This window comes from Halobellus litoreus (assembly GCF_024464595.1).
Classification (GTDB): Archaea; Halobacteriota; Halobacteria; order Halobacteriales; family Haloferacaceae; genus Haloquadratum; species Haloquadratum litoreum.
In genome coordinates, this window is record NZ_JANHAW010000006.1 from 17,616 (window position 1) to 34,150 (window position 16,535).

Genomic DNA, 16,535 nt, shown 5'->3' on the forward strand with positions numbered 1-16,535 from the left:
TTATCGTAGATATGCTCTCAGTAACTGACTTACAGAAGACGTACCCGTCCGGTGACGAGGCTCTCAAAGGCGTCTCGCTCGACGTAACGGGTAGCGAGACAGTGGCAATGATCGGGCCGAGCGGCGCCGGGAAGAGTACGTTCATCCGATGCGTGAACCGACTCACCGAACCGACCGGCGGCAGCGTCGAACTCGACGGGCTGGAACTCACGACGCTCTCCGGGAAGAAACTCAGGAACGCGCGTCGCGACATCGGGATGATCTTCCAGGAGTACAACCTCATCGAGCGACTCACCGTGATGGAGAACGTCCTCTCCGGCCGACTCGGCTACGTGAACACGTGGGACGCGTTCCGCCGGAAGTTCGCCGGCGACGACATCGAACGCGCCTATGAGGTCTTAGACCGTGTCGGACTCGAAGGCCACGAGAACAACCGGGCCGACGAACTCTCCGGCGGGCAGCGCCAGCGCGTCGGGATCGCACGGGCGATCCTCCAGCGACCGAAGATCCTGCTCGTCGACGAGCCGACGAGCAGCCTCGACCCCGAGTCCTCGCGGGCGGTGATGGACCTCCTCACCGAGATCGCCGACGAGGACGACATTCCGGTCCTGATCAACATCCACGAGGTCGACCTCGCGGAGGAGTACGCCGACCGGATCGTCGGCCTCCGCGACGGACAGAAGGTCTTCGAGGGCACGCCGGCCGATCTCGACGAGACCGCGCGGGGACAGATCTACCGAGGCGAAGAGATCCCCGAGGGGGCCGGCCCCACGGGCAAGGTAGTGGCAGAAGCCGAGGCCGGCGGCGCCGCCACCGAAGAAGGCGAAATCAGGCGAGGCTAAGATGGCGACCAAAGAAACAGATCGTCGCTCGTGGTCGCGTCCGACGGCGTTCTACAACCACTACGTGAAGTGGGCGGTCTACGTGATTATCGCGACCTTCCTCCTGTGGAGCGCCTGGAACATGCGGATCTCGATGGCCCGGGTGTTCGAGGGATGGAACGCCGCCGTCGGGCTGGTCCAGGGAATGGTCCCGCCGGAGTACACCACGCAGTTCAAGAACGACCTGCTGATCGAGGGCCTCGTCGAGAGCCTCGCGATGTCGGTCATCGCGACCATCGTCGGCGTCATCATCTCGATCCCGGTCGCGTTCATGGCCGCCGAGAACATCGCGCCGAAACCGGTCTACTGGGCCGGCCGCGGAATCATCACTGTCTCGCGCGCGTTCCACGAACTCATCATCGCCATCATCGCGGTCAAGGCGGTCGGGATCGGCGCGCTCGCCGGCGTGATCGCGCTCTCGTACAAGACGATCGGCTTCTTCGCGAAGCTGCTCGCCGAGGAGATCGAGGACATCGACAGCGGGCAGATGGAAGCCACCGAAGCCACCGGCGCAAACCGGATACAGACGATGCTGTTCGGCGTCGTCCCGCAGGTGATGCCGCGGATCGTCGGACTGACCATCTACCGCTGGGACATCAACATCCGCCACAGCACCATCGTCGGCATCGTCGGCGCTGGGGGGATCGGCGCGACGCTTTTGAACTCGTTCGACAAGTACGATTACGACTTCTTCCTGACGATCATCCTCGCGATCATCGCGATCGTGATGCTCGGTGAGCTGATTAGCACCTACATCAGGGGGCGGATACAATGACCGACTACCAGACCTGGGAGCGACGGACGCCCCGACAGCGGATCGTTCGCTACCTGATGATGCTGATCGTGCTGGTCGCCGCTGCGATCTCTTGGCAGCTGCTCCAGATCGAGTACAACTACCTCGGGACCGCCCCGACGGAGTTCATGGATCTGGTCACTCGGATGTACCCGCCGAACGTCGGGTACTCCGGCGAGATCATCTCCCCGATGATCGAGACGATCCACATCGCGATTCTCGGCACGGCGCTGGCGGTCCTGATGTCGATTCCGGTCGCGCTGATCGGCGCGGAGAACACGACGCCGAACCGGCTCACCTTCCTGCTCGGGAAGTTCATCATCTCCGCCTCGCGGTCGGTGAACGTGATCATCTGGGCGCTGGTCTTCGTCATCGTCTTCGGGTCGGGCGCGCTGGCGGGGACGCTCGCCATCGCGGTCCGCTCGATCGGCTTCTGTTCGAAACTCATCGCCGAGGCCATCGAGGAGATCGATCCCGGACAGGTCGAAGCGATCCAAGCGACCGGCGCGAACTCGGTCGAGGCCGCCATCTACGCCATCGTGCCGCAGGTGAAGCCGGCGCTCATCGGCGTCTCCACCTACCGATGGGACATCAACGTGCGCGCCTCGACGATCATCGGGTTCGTCGGCGCGGGCGGGATCGGCGTCGAACTGAACACGTCGATCAACTTCTTCGCGTGGCAGCAAGTCCTCACGATCCTCCTGGCGATCCTCGCCATCGTCATCTTCAGCGAGGTCGTCTCGGCGTACCTACGCCGGAAGGTGCGCTGACCACCGGCGCTCGTTTTCGCGTCGCTTTCGTCCCACGCCTCCGATTCTCTCCGATCCGTAACCGACGCAGATGCGACGGACGCTCAGTCGGTTCCACGTGGCCGATCGAGCAGCCATCGGCCCTCCCGCGTCGATAACGAGCCGTCAGCCACGGGAGGGACCGAGCCGGCAGGACACCGGTGCGTATCCGGCGATCGGGCTTTGCGACAGGGAGGGCAAACAGAGACCGCAGAATACCACATCAAATCACGAGCCTATCAGTATGAGGATCACCAGTACCGAACACGCATCCCCACATTCGCTACAGAGCGGGGGCGATACGTACCAGAAAAGAAGAATGTATTATCGAGCGTCCGCTGTTCGGCTATATAGAACTAGCGGGAGCTTCGAAGAGCGAGATGTGGGACGAAAATCGGACCGATCGAGCCAGTGCGTCCGAAGTGAATTCGATCTGCTTTTCACGGGTTTCAGACCCGCTGTCGGTTGACGCCGTGTCGCGAGAGCGGACACGACCAGTCGGATCGCCGCCAGAGAGTAAATACTGATTATACGATGAGTTTCGTTTCTCGAAACTCAGAATTTCAAGTGTTGTTTTTCCTGGCCGGGTAAAGATTTAATCGTTTTATAAATTCTCGTCTTTGTACATCTAGTAGTGTTTCAGAAGGCCGCAATCTATCGACAGACTCAGACGGTGCACGAGATATCGATATTAGATTTCAGTTTCATATATTCAAACTTTTAATTTAAAACGGTCACAGGCCGTCCCGGTCGGCTCGAAACGCGTCCGCGATGACTGAAGCGGCTCCGAATACGAACGAGCAGAACCGCGCGTACTCGAGTGCGAACGCGACGACAGTGATCTAGGCGGAGAACGGCGAAATCAACGAGAACACGGGCTCGCCGGCGTACGGAGGGGAAGTCGAAGACGAGGTGTTTCACCCCACTATTGTCCGCTACTGTGAAATATGTTACCACGGTTATTCGGGCGTTCGTGTAACGAAACCGCTGAAAACCCGCATATTGAATCGTTTTACCGTCGTCGTAGCGAGCTGCCGCTCAGACACGCCGAAGTAGCGCACCTATACACCGATATATATAGAAAATACCAAAGAATTTTGTATGTAAAATGTAATCATATAGCGAGTACAAATGGTGCCAGAAAAAACCAGACGGAAGTTCCTCAAAGGTGCAGGCGCAGCGACCGTCGCGGGACTCGCAGGGTGTTCGAGTCAGAACGGCGGCGGCGACTCGGGCGGCGATTCCGGGGGCGATTCGGGTGGAGACTCGGGTGGAGACTCCAGCGGAACGACGATGGGGTCGGGTCAGAGCGAATCCGTCACGATTCAGTTCTGGCACGCGATGGGGGGCGACCTCGCGCAGCGCATCGACGACATCGTGAACAACTTCGAGGAGCAGAGCGACGGGATCACCGTCGAAACGACGTCCCGAAACAGTTACCGGGACAACCTCAACGCGACGACGTCGGCGGTGAGTTCCGGGAACCCGCCGGCGCTCTCGCAGATCTTCGAGATCGGAACGCAACTGGCGATCGACAGCCAGGCGTTCGTCCCGGTCGAGGACATCATTCCGAGCGATCGCATCAACTTCGACAACTTCCTCGACCCGGTGCTGGACTTCTACCGCGTCGACGGGAAGTTGAATTCGATGCCGTTCAACTCCAGTAACGCGATTATGATGTACAACCGGGACGCCTTCGAGGAGGCCGGACTGGATCCGGACTCCCCGCCCACGACGTATCAGGGCATCACGGACGCCGCGAACACGCTCACCAGCGAGGGCGTCGTCGACCAGGGGATGACGTTCCCGAACCACTCGTGGTTCGTCGAGTCCTGGTTCGGACAGCAGAACACGACGCTCGTGAACAACGAGAACGGGCGGAGCGGACGCGCGACGGAGTCGAACCTCGACAGCGAGGCCGCCCAGAACATCTTCGAGTGGTGGGTCGACCTCTACGACCAGGATCAATACCTCAATCCGGGAATCGAGGCGTGGGGGCGAGGCCCAGCAGGCGTTCCTGACCCAGCAGACGGGGATGATCATCTACTCGACGTCGAGCATCGCGCCGATGAAGCAGGGCGCCGCCGACAACGGGTTCGAACTCGACACCGCGTACCTGCCCGCGCCCGGCGGCGATCGGACGGGGATCCCCATCGGCGGGGCGTCGCTGTGGGTCCCGCAGGGGCTCTCGGACGCGCAACAGCAGGCCGCCGCGGAACTGCTCCTGTTCATGACGCAGCCGGAGCAGCAGGCGCAGTGGCACACGGGGACGGGTTACTTCCCCGTCCGGGAGGAGTCGATCACGCAACTCGAAGACGACGGCTTCTACGAGGAGAACCCGGCGTTCCGGACGGCGATCGACCAGCTCAACGAGACCGAGAGCAGCCCGGCGACGAGCGGGGCCCTGATGGGGCCGTTCCCGGAGGTCCGCACCATCATCGAAGAGGGCTACGTGAGTATGATCCAGGACGGCGGCCCGAGCGTCTCCGACGGACTCTCACAAGTCAAAAGCGACGTCGACAGCGCGCTGCAGAGCTACAACGACCGGGTCTCGTAATCGACTCACCCTCTCTGAGAGAATGCCAGAATTTACCAAACCGTACGAGTCGCGGTGGCAGGCGTTTCTGCTGCTGCTGCCGACGTTCGCGGTCCTGATCGCGTTTCTGTACTATCCGGGAGTCGAGACCTTTCGGTTGAGTCTCCAACAGACGATTCTCCTGGGCACCCGAAAGACGTTCGTGGGGCTGGAGAACTACGCGACGCTGTTGACCTCCTCGACGTACCACTGGAGTTTCGCGATCTCGGTCGCCTTCGCCGCGGTCGTCGTCATCGGCACGCTCGTGGCGTCGCTGGTCGTCGCGTATCTCCTCTTCCAGGTCGACATCGGATCGTCGACGTACCTGATCGCGGCGATATGGCCGTACGCGCTGCCGACGGCCGTCGCCGCGTCGGTGCTGCTGTTCCTGCTGCATCCGTCCCTGGGGATCATCACCTACGTGCTGGAGAGCCTCACCGGGACCTCGCTGGACTGGTTCACGAGCGGCCCGCAGGCGTTCGCGGTCGTCGCCGTCGTGGCCATCTGGAAGCAGTTGGGGTACAACATCATCTTCATGGTGGCGGCGCTGAACAACATACCCGAGACGCTGACCGAATCGGCCAAACTGGACGGTGTCGGCCACCTGAAGATGCTCTATCGGGTTTACGTCCCCCTGATGTCGCCGACGCTGGTCTTCCTCGTGGTGATAAACACCATCTACGCGTTCTTCCAGACGTTCCCACTCGTCGACCTGATGACGAGCGGCGGACCGAACGAGGCCACGAACCTGCTGATCTTCAAACTGTACCGCGACGCGTTCGAGTTCAGTAACCTCGGACTCGCGTCCGCGGAGTCGGTCGTCCTGTTCGCCATCGTGGCGATACTGATGTACGTCCAGTTGCGGCTGTCGGAGAGCTACACTACCTATGCGTGATACGATGTGCGAAACCCACCAGTTGAGCCGACGGCGCGAGCCCCGCTCGTCGCGACGAACCGATGCACCGAGGACCGCCCGTCCCGGAGGAGTCTGACAGATGGCAACACGGTCATCTTCCGAGTCGGCGCTCGCTCGGTTGCTACCCGGGGACGTCGACGCCGAGCAGGCGCTCATTCACGGCGGGCTCGCGGTGTCGATTTTCCTGATGGGGCTGCCGCTGCTCCTGGCGCTGATTATGAGCACGCAGAACACGACGGAGGTGTATCAGATCACCAACGTCGGAATCGGGAGTCAGGGGCTCTCGAACTACGGGACCGTGCTCGGCGAGTACAACTTCGGACAGTACATGATCAACTCGGTCGTGATGTCGGTGATCATCGTCGTCGGGAAGGTGACGCTCTCGCTGTTCGCGGCGCTGGCGCTCGTCTACTACCGGTTCCCCTACGAGCGCGCCGTGTTTATGTTCATCCTGCTCACGCTCCTGTTGCCGGTCCCGGTCCGGATCGTGCCGCTGTTCGACCTGATGGCGCGGCTCGGCTGGGGGAACACCCTGATGGCGATCACCGGGCCGTACATCGCGAGCGCGACGGCGGTGTTCCTGTTCCGACAGCACTTCATGTCGATTCCCGCCTCGCTGGTCGAGAACGCACACCTCGACGGCGTCGGGCCGCTGACGTTCCTCTGGAAGGTGCTGATCCCGATGTCGAGAGGGATGATCGCCGGCGTCTCGGTGATCACCTTCATCTACGCGTGGAACCAGTACCTCTGGCCGCTCATCATCATGAGCGATCAGAACAAGCAGGTGGTGCAGGTCGGGCTTCGGTTCCTCCAGGCGGCCTCGCAGTCGGGGCTCACGCGGTGGGGAATCATCATGGCCGGCGCGGTGATCGCGCTCCTGCCACCGCTCTTGGTACTCATCATCATGCACCGCCCGCTCCTCAAGACGCTGGCGATCCAACAGAAGTGATCACACATGTCTGATATCAATATCCGTGATTTGACGAAGGAGTTCGACGACGTAACGGCAGTCGACAACATCGATCTCGACGTGAAAAACGGGGAGTTCCTCGTGCTGGTCGGTCCCTCGGGGTGCGGAAAGTCGACCACGCTCCGGATGATCGCCGGGCTGGAGGACATCACGAGCGGCGAACTTCGCATCGGCGACCGCCGCGTGAACGATCTGGAACCGAAGGAACGGAGCATCGCGATGGTGTTCCAGAACTACGCGCTGTATCCGCACATGACCGGGGCGGAGAACATGAAGTTCGGGATGAAGTCGGTCAGCGACTACACCAGCGAGGAGATCGACCAGCGCGTCAGAGACGCCGCCGACATCCTCGACATCCCGGAGTTGCTCGAGCGCCGACCGAGCGAACTCTCGGGCGGGGAGCGACAGCGGGTCGCCATCGGCCGAGCGATCGTCCGCGAGCCCGACGTGTTCCTCCTGGACGAACCGCTGAGCAACCTCGACGCGAAGCTCCGGGTGCAGATGCGCGCGGAGCTGTTGCAACTGCATCGGGAACTCGACGCCACGACCCTCTACGTGACCCACGATCAGACCGAGGCGATGACGCTCGGCGATCGGGTCGCGGTCCTGAACGACGGAGAGATCGAGCAGGTAGATCCCCCGCAGATGCTCTATGACTTCCCCGACACGCGGTTCGTCGCGGAGTTCATCGGCAGCCCCGCGATGAACATCGTCCCGGTCGAACTCACGGGGGGCGACGAGCCCTACGCTCGACACGAGCACTTCGAGCTATCGCTGCCGAACCCGGAGCTGTTCACCGAGCGACCGGACTCGGCGTACTTCGGCGTCCGTCCGGAAGACATCTCGCTCGCGGACAACGTGGCGGGCGAGGCCGAGACCTTCGAGGCCGAAGTGAGCGTCACCGAGCCGCTCGGGGAGTCGCTCCTCATCCACTGTCTGCTCGGCGACGACGAACTCCACGTGAAGGCCGAAGCGCGGAGCGAGATCGATCCCGGCGACACGATCGAGCTCCAGGTCGACGAGGAACGACTGCACGTCTTCAACGACGCCGGCGACGCGATCTATCACTCCTCGCCGCGAGGAGCGTCGACGTCCGACACCGTCGAGACGCAGGTCGAACCTTGATGCGCGGGAGGACGGACGTCGCAGGGTTCGACTGGGCGTCTATCAGCACGCCGTCGCCCCTGGCCGTGACGGCGCGTGAGCCAGCATCCCGGAACTCGGCAGGGGGGCGCTGAGATGCGCCCGATCGCCCACCGCGGGTGTATGGCGCAGTACCCGGAGAACACCCTGGAGGCGTTTCGGCGCTCAGCCGCGGTCGTGGAGATGATCGAGACCGACGTCCAGCGGTGCGGCTCCGGCGAACTGGTCGTCTTCCACGACGAGACCCTCGATCGGGTGACCGACGCGACCGGCGAGGTGGCGTCGACGCCGCTCTCGACGCTCAGAGCCGCCTCGGTCCTCGGAACCGACGAGTCGATTCCGCTCCTGACCGAGGTGTTCGAGGCCGTTCCCCCGAGCGTCGGGCTGAATCTCGAACTGAAGGGAACGGACGTCGCGGCCGACGCCGTCGAGATCGCCGGGCGGTACGACCACGAGGTGATCGTCTCCTCGTTCCGGCCCGACGACGTCGCGGACGCTCGCGACGCGGGCGCGGCGGCGGTCGCGTTCCTGCTCTACGCCGACGCCGACGCGACTGCCGAGTTCGACGTTTCCGGCGCGCTCGACGTCGGCGAGGACCTGGACTGTTCGTACGTCCACCCGCACGTGCATCTCTGTCTCGACACCGACGTCGTCGAGCGAGCGCACGCCAGGGGGTTCGGTGTCAACGCCTGGACCGCCGAGCAGCGCGAAACGATCGGCGAACTCCGCGCGCGCGGCGTCGACGGCGTCGTGATCGACGACTGCGGGTTGGCGGACGACTGTCGGGACGGGTGAGGCTTCTCTCGGGCGTCACGCTTCTCGGTCACAGAATCTGGACCGCGCCGACGCCGACGAGACCGAGCAGCGCGAGATACGCCGAGCGGGTGGTGACGGGAACGAGCAGGTTCCGGTTGATACCGACCGCGAGCCAGACCTTGACGAAGATGCTCGCGAGCGTGCCGGCCAGGACGCCCTGGGCGGCGACGGCCGGCGTGACCTGACCGGTGCTCGCGAGCGAGACGGCCGTCGTCGTGGTCGTCCCGCTGGACAGGAGTCCGCTGAGGAAGCTCGTGAGGAGGAAGCCGGCCGTGCCGAACATCTGCTGCGCGCCGGCGGTGAGCACGAGGACGAGGAGGAACAGTCCGCCGAACGTCAGCGCGTTCGCGCTGCTGAACGGCGAGTCGAGGTCGAGTTCCATATCGCCGGTCCAGTTGCGTTCGTAGCCGGTCAGCGCGATGCCGCCGACGGCAATCAGTCCGAGCGGCAGGCCGACGCTGAACGCGGACTCCGGCACGAACGCGACGACGATGATGATGTTCCGGACGGCCATCGCGGCGTCGGCGACGAGGATCGTCGCCACCGCGAGGTTGAGGATCCCCGTGTTGGTCTTCGCCCGGTTCGCGATCTCGCCGATCACGGCCGTCGAGTTGACGAGGCCCCCGAAGAAGCCGGTGATCAGCATCCCGCGACCCCCGTATCGCTGCATAATCGCGTAGTTCACGAACCCGATCGCGCTGACGGCGATCACCAGCAGCCAGATGAGTTGCGGATCGATCGCGCCCCACGGGCCGTAGGTGCCGGTGGGCAAGAGCGGGTAGACGACGAAGGCGATGATCGCGAACTCGGCCGCGCCGCGGACCTCCTGGTGTGAGAGCTGATTCGCGAACTGATGGAGCTCCCGGCGGAGGACCAGGAGGAACGAGGACGTGATCGCGATGACGACGCCGACGAGGAGGTAGTCCATTCCGATGAGGACCCCGACGACGTACGCGACGAGTAGCGACGTCGACGTCGTCAGCGCGAGTCCGCCCTCCTCGGTCTCCTCCTCGCGCGCGTCGATAAGTAGCCCGCGGGTACCGAGCAGGATGCCCTGGACGAGCACCAGCGCGCCGCCGAGCGCCAGGAGGATCGTCTGCCCGAGGGTCGCGGCCGCGACGCCGACGAGACTGGTAAGCGTGAACGTTCGGATCCCCGCGGACTTGTTCGACCACTCGCGCTCCAGTCCGAGGAGCATACCCAGCGCTCCCGCCACGAAGAGGTTGAGCACGTCCGCGTTGATCGGAACGGCATCCGGTCCAAACTGCAGCAGCATCACCGTTCACCCGTGGTGTGTCGTCGAAGGAGGTAGAACATATTGATATATACCAGTATTTTCTCTATTTAGGCTATATAGTCCGGGCGCTTAGTTCTTTCGCAGCGCTTCGTAGTAGCCACGATCACACTCCGAGAGTGACCCGGTCTTGTAGGGTATCCTATCGTAGCGTCCGCAACTGAGTACTCGTCCGATCGCACCCGGTCGTGCGATCGAGTGAGCGAAGACGCGCAACCGGTACGATAAACCGCACGGCGAGCGGCAGCGGTTCGACCGACGGCGAGTGGCGGATAACGTATTTGAATCGGTCGGAGGAAAATCCGGAAGCGTCCGGGGATATCCCCGAAACCGTGCCGTTAAGTTTGTTCCACGGGAGAGAGACACCAATGGTCGAGAAGCGTGCGACGGTGACCTGCCCCGAGTGCGCGCGGACGGAGGCCTTCGGAAAACTCGGGCGCGCGCGGTCGTTCATCGAAACACATCGGTCCGAGACCGGACACGACGCGACGTGGGAACTCCATCGGCTCGCGGCGGGCGTCGAGCGTGCCGGCGACGACGCCGGCGTCTGTGGTCGCGCCGAGTGCACCGCCACGAAGTCGCCGCTCTACCTGGGCGACGACGCAAGCGACCGCGACTGACCGGATTTCGGATTGCTGTCAGTTCCATCGAACGAGCGCGAGGCCGCGCCCGACGCGGTCGCGCCCGAGTAGAGTGACCGGACATCGGAAACGTCCGGGACTACTCGTCGGCGAGGGCGTCGTCGAGCGCGTCTCGCCGCCGCCGACACTCCCGGGCCCCACACAGGAGCGCATCCAGCGCCGGATACGTCGTGTCGCGGTCGCCGAAGAGGTACTCCACGACCGTGTCGTGTCGAATGCCCGCCTTCACGTCCGACGCCGTCACCGACTCCAGCGTCGACTGTCGGGTCTCGATCGCGTCCTCGAGGTCGGTCTCTAACGCGGCCGACTGACGGCGACGCCCCCACAGTTCGGCGTCGTCGCACAGCAGGAGAGCGGACTGCTCGACCGACGGGAGCGACGACGCGACGGTTTTCAACGCCTCGATCGCGTCGTCGAGCGACGACAGCTCCCGCTCCAGCACGCGGAGCATCACCCGACTCTCGGCGAGGCGCTGATCGACGCAGTCGAGGACCGCGCGTTGGAGCGGTTCAGTGTACCGGTTTCCCCCGCCCCCGGACGCGAGCGCGACGGCGACTTCGCCGCTCAACTCCGCCGCGATGGCGGCGTGGACGTCGCGCGAGGCGTCGTCGACGTGCGGGAGGACCAACTCCTCGAACGCCGCGCGGACGCGACGGCATCCTCCCGCAGTCGTCGACGCGCTCGTCGTCCACCCGGCCGAAGACGGGTGAGTTCCCGCGTCGACGCCGCCGAGGTCAGTCGTCTCCGTCTCGGCGGCCACGCGACGGAACCCGTCGAACCCGCCCTGCAGGCGCTCCGTTCGACGGCGCTCGTCGCGGGCGATACGACGGGCCGCGGTCAGTTCGTCGACGGCGTCGCCGACGTCCGGCACGGTCCTTCACCTCCGTTCCGCATCGACACCGGGCGGGCGGTTCCAATCGAGTCGAAGACGTGGGCGCGAGCGGCGGTCGCGTTCCTGCGCATATTTTTTGGTATACCTAAAATCGTATAACGGTTGCGTCCGGCGGCGAGGAATCGACCCAATGGGGGAATCCTCGGCTTTTTCCTCGCGCTGGACGCAGGTCGCGTATGCGCGCAGCAGTCTATCACGGTCCGCGAGACGTCCGGGTCGAAGACGTGCCCGAACCCGAACTCGAAGCGTCCACCGACGCCGTCGTCCGCGTGACCCACACCGCGGTCTGCGGCTCCGACCTGTGGTTCTACCGCGGCGACAGCGACCGCGACGTAGGCTCGACAGTCGGCCACGAGCCGATGGGAATCGTCGAGGCCGTCGGCGACGACGTCCGCTCGGTGGAACCAGGCGACCGCGTGTTCGCGCCGTTCAAGATCAGCTGCGGCTCCTGTGAGTTCTGTTGGAAGGGCCTGCACACCTCCTGTGTGCACGGCGACGGCTGGGGCGGCGACAACGGCGGCGCGCAGGGCGAGAAGATCCGCTGCCCGCACGCCGACGGGACGCTCCTTCGAGTGCCGGACCGCTACGCCGACGACGAGGACGCCCTGCGCTCGCTGCTCCCGCTGACCGACGTGATGGGAACAGGCCACCACGCCGCGGTGAGCGCGGGCGTCGACGCGGGCGAAACCTGCGTCGTCGTCGGCGACGGGGCGGTCGGACTCTGCGGCGTCCTCGCCGCGCGCCGTCTCGGCGCGGAGCGCATCGTCGCCGTCGGCCACCACGAGGATCGGCTCGAACTGGCCGCGGCGTTCGGCGCGACAGACGTCGTCGCTGCGCGCGGCGAGGAGGCGATCGAACGGGTCCGCGACCTGACGAACGGCGGCGCGAACCACGTGATGGAGTGCGTCGGCGCGGCGTCGTCGATGGAGACGGCGGTGGACGTCTGCCGACCCGGCGGCACCGTCGGCTACGTCGGCGTGCCGCACGGTCTCGACGGCGGCCTGGATCTCTTCTCCTTTTTCGGCGACAACGTCACGCTCCGGGGCGGCGTCGCGCCCGTGCGCGCCTACGCCGAGGAGTTGATGGCCGACGTCCTGCAGGGGACGCTCGATCCCGCGCCGGTGTTCACGAAGACCGTCGACCTGGAGAACGTCGCCGAGGGCTACCGAGCGATGGACGAGCGCGAGGCGATCAAAGTGCTCGTCGAGGTCTGACGGCGGTCCCCCTCACTGCACGCCGCCGACGCCCGACGCCGCGTCGGGCAGGTCGTGCGGGTCGGCGTCGAGGCCGAGCGCTTCGAGTGCGGCCGCGAGGTGCTCGTCCTTCGCGTACTCCGCGCCGTCCTCGACGCGCAGCTCCTGGGCCTTCGCGAGCACCTCACCGCGGCGGTCGTCGGGGATGTCGTACTTGTCGGTCGAGAGTTCGATCACGAGGCCGTTGTTGTCGTGCGTGTAGAGCGAGAAGAAGATGCCGCGGTCGAAGACGTTGTAGTTGCGTCCGTCGTCGTCGAGCGCCGCCGCGACGTCCTCGAAGTCCTCGGGCGCGATGCTGAAACAGAGGTGATGGACCGAGCCGGTGCCGCCGCGCTGCGGGCCGCGGTTCGAGGCGCGATCGCCGACGAACACCGTCAGGATGCGGCCGTCGCCGGTGTCGAAGAACAGGTGCGTCTGCGAGGGGTCGTCGAGATTCGGCTGTCTGAGAACCAGCGGCATTCCCAGCAGGTCCCGGTAGAAGGCGAGGGTGTCCTCCTCGTTGCTCCCCCAGATGGTGATGTGGTCGGTCCCGGTGGTCTGAAACGGGCTGTCCGGTCGGTCCGCGGTGACGGACGGTTCGTCGCTCATACCCGCCGTAGCACGGCCACCGGCATAAGTTCCGGAGTGACACCGGTGTCACTGGTGAGCGTCGAACCGGCCGGGTCGGCGCAGGCTACGCCTCCGAGTCCTGGCCGACGAACGTGTCCCGTCGGTACCGACACTGCTCACAGAAGAACTGCGCGTAGCCGGCCGGCTGTAGTCCGTTGAACGACATTTCCTCACCACAATCTGGACACCACTTTGCTTCGACGCTCGACGGCCGCTGGATGGACATACTCCCACGGAGTGTGTGATCGTATATCAACGTTCCGGATATATAATGATCGATGAATGAGAGGACGCGAAGAAAGGCTGGCTCGCCGCCGTCGCTCAGTACCGCGAGGGGAGGTACGCGAAGCCGATCATAAAGACCGCCGTGAGGAACGAGACGATGCTGATCCCCCACAGTCCGTTGACGTGCGTCTGGAAGCGGTCGATGTCGGCGACCTGGCTGTTGTAGCTCTCGAAGTCCTGGGTCAGTTGCATCGTCGACTCGTCGGGGAAGTGCGCGAGGTACGTCTGGTCACTCAGCGTGACGTTTGCCTCGTCGCCGACGCTGATCGTGTTCGTCCGCGGGGCCGTCCACGTCAACTCGACTGCGTCGGTCGTCACCGAGTCGACGGTGGTCGTGTTGCCCTCGTACTGGATCGTCTCTCCCTCGGCGTACGACTGGGTTTCGGGTTCCGGGAAGTACTCCTCGGCCGCGACGAGTTCGGAACCGTTGAGCACGACGTAGCGCGTGCCGTTCTGTTCCACCGTCTCCTCGCTCGCGGCGGGGTCCTCCTGGAGGATGGCCGTCTCGTTTATCTCCTCGCGGAGGGTGAACTCGGAGGGGTCGTCGCCGTCGCCGACGAGCACTCGCCACTCGTCGCCGTCGACGCTCTGTGTCGAGTCGTTCTCCCACGTGACCGTGTACTCTGCGGACTCCTCCGTGTACTGGAGTTCACCGCTGCCCTCGGAGACGCTCGAAACCGTGTAAGTCTGCGCTCCGACCTGGAACTGGTCGCCCTGTGCGAGTTCGTACTCGGGGTTCTCGAACTCGACGGTCGGCGTCTGCGCGGTCGCGATGAGCGAGTACGAAGCCGCACCGATAACGATGAAGAGTGCGACGTAAATCGCCGCGGCGCGTCGTTGCATATCTCCGGATTTGATCACGTGGCGTATAACGGTTACCGTTTTCTCGAACGCACGAGCCGAGGTGCGAGCTACTCCGAGAGCGCGGTGCCACTGGTGCGGGGGCGGCGGTTGACCGTGGTGGAGCCCGTCAACACGACCAGAGAACAAAACGACCCCGGGTCCGTAGTACGCCTCGACGGATGACCATCGACGAAACGACCATCCGAAACCTGTGTACTGATGCCGTGTTCGAGCGAGGGCAGAGGTACCGCAAGGAGGGACGCATCCAGCGCCTCGAACGGTTCGACGACGTCGTCACCGCCGTCGTGCAGGGATCGTCTCGATACGACGTGACCGTCGAACGGGACGGGAAGGCTATCGACGCCCGGTGTACGTGTCCCTACGACGGCGCAGGCGAGTGCAAACACGTTGTCGCGGTGTTGCTGGACGTCGCCGTCGACCCGCCCCGAGACGAGAGCGAGCGTGTCGGGTCAACACTCGAAGACGTCTCGGCCGACGACCTCCGGGCATTCGTACGCGACGTGCTCGCGGACCGAACGGAGCTCCGTGATCAGTTTCTCGCGCGCTTCGGCGACACCGGCAGACCTGTCGAAGCGTATCGCACCGAAATCGAGGACCGGTTCGACCGGCACACCCAACACTATCCGGTCGTCACCGACGCCATCGACTTCTCGCATTTCTTCGAGTTGGCCGAGCAGTACCGCGAACGCGGGCGCTACTCGGACGCCGCGGCCGTCTATCGCGCGCTGTTCGAGGAGATCGACGACAACGAGATTCGGATCGACGCCGCGTACGATCACTACGCCAAAGCTTTGCAGTCTGCGCTCGACGGGTACGTCGAGTGCGTGCTCGCGGCCGATCCTGACCAAGACGAGTTCGAAAAGTACGTCGGGGCGCTAGCGGACCAAGCGGCGTCGGAGCATACAGCGAACACCGAGCAGTTCTACCAAGCGATCGACGACCTCGAAGAGCAACGGTGACGGTCGAGTCCCCCGCTCGGGGACGAATCCGGTCACTCTGTATCGAACGATCCCTGGGCAGGGAGCCAACCCTCAGCACGTGTACATCCCGGGGCACGTTTCCATCCTCACAGGGCGGGTGCGCTCTACTGGGGACGTCGACGTCCTCACCGAACAGAGCGACGAGGAGACTGCCTACTCGCAGAGACGCCGGAAAAGAAGGGCGACCGGCACTGCCGCTCACCTCGGTGTACGAGTTGCTCGACAGCGGAGATTCTCGAACCGAGTGACGAGTCTGACGACGGTTCGAGAGAGACGAACCCCTCTCAGGAGATTCATCTCAGCGATCACACATCGTCTCTCGAACTGAGAGGCGTTGCCGAGACGGAGTCGTCTTCGGCTTCAGTAGAGCCAAGGGCCGGATTTGAACCGGCGATGGGCGGCTCTGCAGGCCGCTGCGTTAGGCCGGACTCTGCCACCTTGGCGCATCTCTCACTATTGCGTTTCAGCGTTTAAGCCTAGCGGTACGGTGTGGTGACGTCCTGGTTCGAAATGAAGCGCGCCCACGAGACGCGGTGTCTCGCGGGCGCGAGTGTGTGGTATGAGTGGGAGGCGGCGAGCCAGTGTTCCCAGAGGATCGCTCACTCCAGTACTTGCTGACACGCTGGCAGGCTTAACTTCCGTGTTCGGGATGGGTACGGGTGGAACCCTGCCGCTCTGGCCGCCTTAACGCCGACTGGGGGACTCGAACCCCCACTCTCCGTCTTTCGACGTGAGAGTGACCGTCGTCGGTTCCGGCTTCCGTGACGTACGGTAACCATTGAAACGCGCGCAATCCAGTTTCCGCCTGAACCCGTCCATCGAGTGGACTGTAGTG

16 protein-coding genes, 1 tRNA gene, 1 rRNA gene and 1 pseudogene are annotated in these 16,535 nt (G+C 64.1%); 11 read left to right on the forward strand and 8 right to left on the reverse strand.

Translation table 11 applies throughout. The features are described from left to right. The first annotated feature begins 11 nt into the window (after positions 1-11). The 8 genes and pseudogenes from phnC (at position 12) to NO360_RS18600 (ending at position 8,861) form a co-directional block, all read left to right on the forward strand. Positions 12-842, forward strand: coding sequence for a phosphonate ABC transporter ATP-binding protein (gene phnC, locus NO360_RS18565; RefSeq protein WP_256309314.1), 831 nt, complete (start codon positions 12-14; stop codon positions 840-842). A gap of 1 nt (position 843) precedes the next feature. Continuing rightward, positions 844-1,656: a phosphonate ABC transporter, permease protein PhnE gene (gene phnE, locus NO360_RS18570; RefSeq protein WP_256309315.1), complete on the forward strand. Its 813-nt coding sequence runs from the start codon at positions 844-846 to the stop codon at positions 1,654-1,656. Next, positions 1,653-2,444, forward strand: a complete 792-nt coding sequence (gene phnE / locus NO360_RS18575; protein ID WP_256309316.1) for a phosphonate ABC transporter, permease protein PhnE — start codon at positions 1,653-1,655, stop codon at positions 2,442-2,444. The genes phnE (NO360_RS18570) and phnE (NO360_RS18575) overlap by 4 nt, the downstream gene beginning before the upstream one ends. Positions 2,445-3,593: 1,149 nt before the next feature. After that, positions 3,594-5,019 (forward strand): annotated as a pseudogene (locus NO360_RS18580) (extracellular solute-binding protein). A gap of 22 nt (positions 5,020-5,041) precedes the next feature. Next, positions 5,042-5,932 carry a carbohydrate ABC transporter permease gene (locus NO360_RS18585; protein ID WP_256309317.1) on the forward strand — a complete coding sequence of 297 codons (891 nt, stop codon included), beginning with the start codon at positions 5,042-5,044 and terminating at the stop codon, positions 5,930-5,932. Between the two features lie 100 nt (positions 5,933-6,032). Further along, on the forward strand, positions 6,033-6,902 hold the full coding sequence (locus tag NO360_RS18590) for a carbohydrate ABC transporter permease (RefSeq protein ID WP_256309318.1): 870 nt from the start codon (positions 6,033-6,035) through the stop codon (positions 6,900-6,902). Positions 6,903-6,908: 6 nt separating this feature from the next. After that, the gene (locus NO360_RS18595) at positions 6,909-8,048 is read left to right on the forward strand and encodes an ABC transporter ATP-binding protein (RefSeq protein ID WP_256309319.1); all 1,140 of its coding nucleotides are present in this window, start codon (positions 6,909-6,911) and stop codon (positions 8,046-8,048) included. A gap of 114 nt (positions 8,049-8,162) precedes the next feature. Beyond that, the gene (locus NO360_RS18600; RefSeq protein WP_256309320.1) at positions 8,163-8,861 is read left to right on the forward strand and encodes a glycerophosphodiester phosphodiesterase; all 699 of its coding nucleotides are present in this window, start codon (positions 8,163-8,165) and stop codon (positions 8,859-8,861) included. A gap of 28 nt (positions 8,862-8,889) precedes the next feature. Here the strand turns inward: NO360_RS18600 and NO360_RS18605 are convergent, their stop codons facing one another. Next, positions 8,890-10,158, reverse strand: a complete 1,269-nt coding sequence (locus NO360_RS18605; protein WP_256309321.1) for an MgtC/SapB family protein — start codon at positions 10,156-10,158, stop codon at positions 8,890-8,892. A 386-nt stretch (positions 10,159-10,544) separates the two neighbouring features. Here NO360_RS18605 and NO360_RS18610 point away from each other — a divergent pair, with 386 nt between their 5' ends. Beyond that, the gene (locus NO360_RS18610; protein WP_256309322.1) at positions 10,545-10,796 is read left to right on the forward strand and encodes a DUF7542 family protein; all 252 of its coding nucleotides are present in this window, start codon (positions 10,545-10,547) and stop codon (positions 10,794-10,796) included. A 100-nt stretch (positions 10,797-10,896) separates the two neighbouring features. Here the strand turns inward: NO360_RS18610 and NO360_RS18615 are convergent, their stop codons facing one another. Together NO360_RS18615 and NO360_RS18620 are read right to left on the reverse strand one after the other, a co-directional pair. Then, positions 10,897-11,688, reverse strand: coding sequence for a DUF7260 family protein (locus NO360_RS18615; RefSeq protein WP_256309323.1), 792 nt, complete (start codon positions 11,686-11,688; stop codon positions 10,897-10,899). Next, entirely contained in the window at positions 11,655-11,780 is a 126-nt protein-coding gene (locus NO360_RS18620; protein WP_256309324.1) for a hypothetical protein, read from the reverse strand. The genes NO360_RS18615 and NO360_RS18620 overlap by 34 nt, the downstream gene beginning before the upstream one ends. A gap of 105 nt (positions 11,781-11,885) precedes the next feature. Between NO360_RS18620 and NO360_RS18625 the strand changes: the two genes are divergently transcribed. After that, positions 11,886-12,923 (forward strand): zinc-dependent alcohol dehydrogenase family protein, encoded by a 1,038-nt coding sequence (locus NO360_RS18625; protein ID WP_256309325.1) that lies wholly within the window; start codon positions 11,886-11,888, stop codon positions 12,921-12,923. Between the two features lie 12 nt (positions 12,924-12,935). Here the strand turns inward: NO360_RS18625 and NO360_RS18630 are convergent, their stop codons facing one another. From NO360_RS18630 to NO360_RS18640, 3 genes are all read right to left on the reverse strand, one after another. Further along, on the reverse strand, positions 12,936-13,550 hold the full coding sequence (locus NO360_RS18630; RefSeq protein WP_256309326.1) for a VOC family protein: 615 nt from the start codon (positions 13,548-13,550) through the stop codon (positions 12,936-12,938). Between the two features lie 85 nt (positions 13,551-13,635). After that, entirely contained in the window at positions 13,636-13,797 is a 162-nt protein-coding gene (locus tag NO360_RS18635) for an HVO_2142 family zinc finger protein (RefSeq protein WP_256309327.1), read from the reverse strand. 95 nt (positions 13,798-13,892) lie between these two features. After that, positions 13,893-14,699: a hypothetical protein gene (locus NO360_RS18640; protein WP_256309328.1), complete on the reverse strand. Its 807-nt coding sequence runs from the start codon at positions 14,697-14,699 to the stop codon at positions 13,893-13,895. Positions 14,700-14,878: 179 nt separating this feature from the next. Here NO360_RS18640 and NO360_RS18645 point away from each other — a divergent pair, with 179 nt between their 5' ends. Beyond that, positions 14,879-15,679, forward strand: a complete 801-nt coding sequence (locus NO360_RS18645) for an SWIM zinc finger family protein (protein ID WP_256309329.1) — start codon at positions 14,879-14,881, stop codon at positions 15,677-15,679. Positions 15,680-16,067: 388 nt separating this feature from the next. On the opposite strand, the gene NO360_RS18650 is transcribed toward NO360_RS18645, so the two are convergent. Together NO360_RS18650 and rrf are read right to left on the reverse strand one after the other, a co-directional pair. After that, positions 16,068-16,143 (reverse strand) — tRNA-Cys (locus tag NO360_RS18650). 122 nt (positions 16,144-16,265) lie between these two features. Continuing rightward, positions 16,266-16,387 (reverse strand): 5S ribosomal RNA (rrf, locus tag NO360_RS18655). Positions 16,388-16,535: the final 148 nt, after the last annotated feature.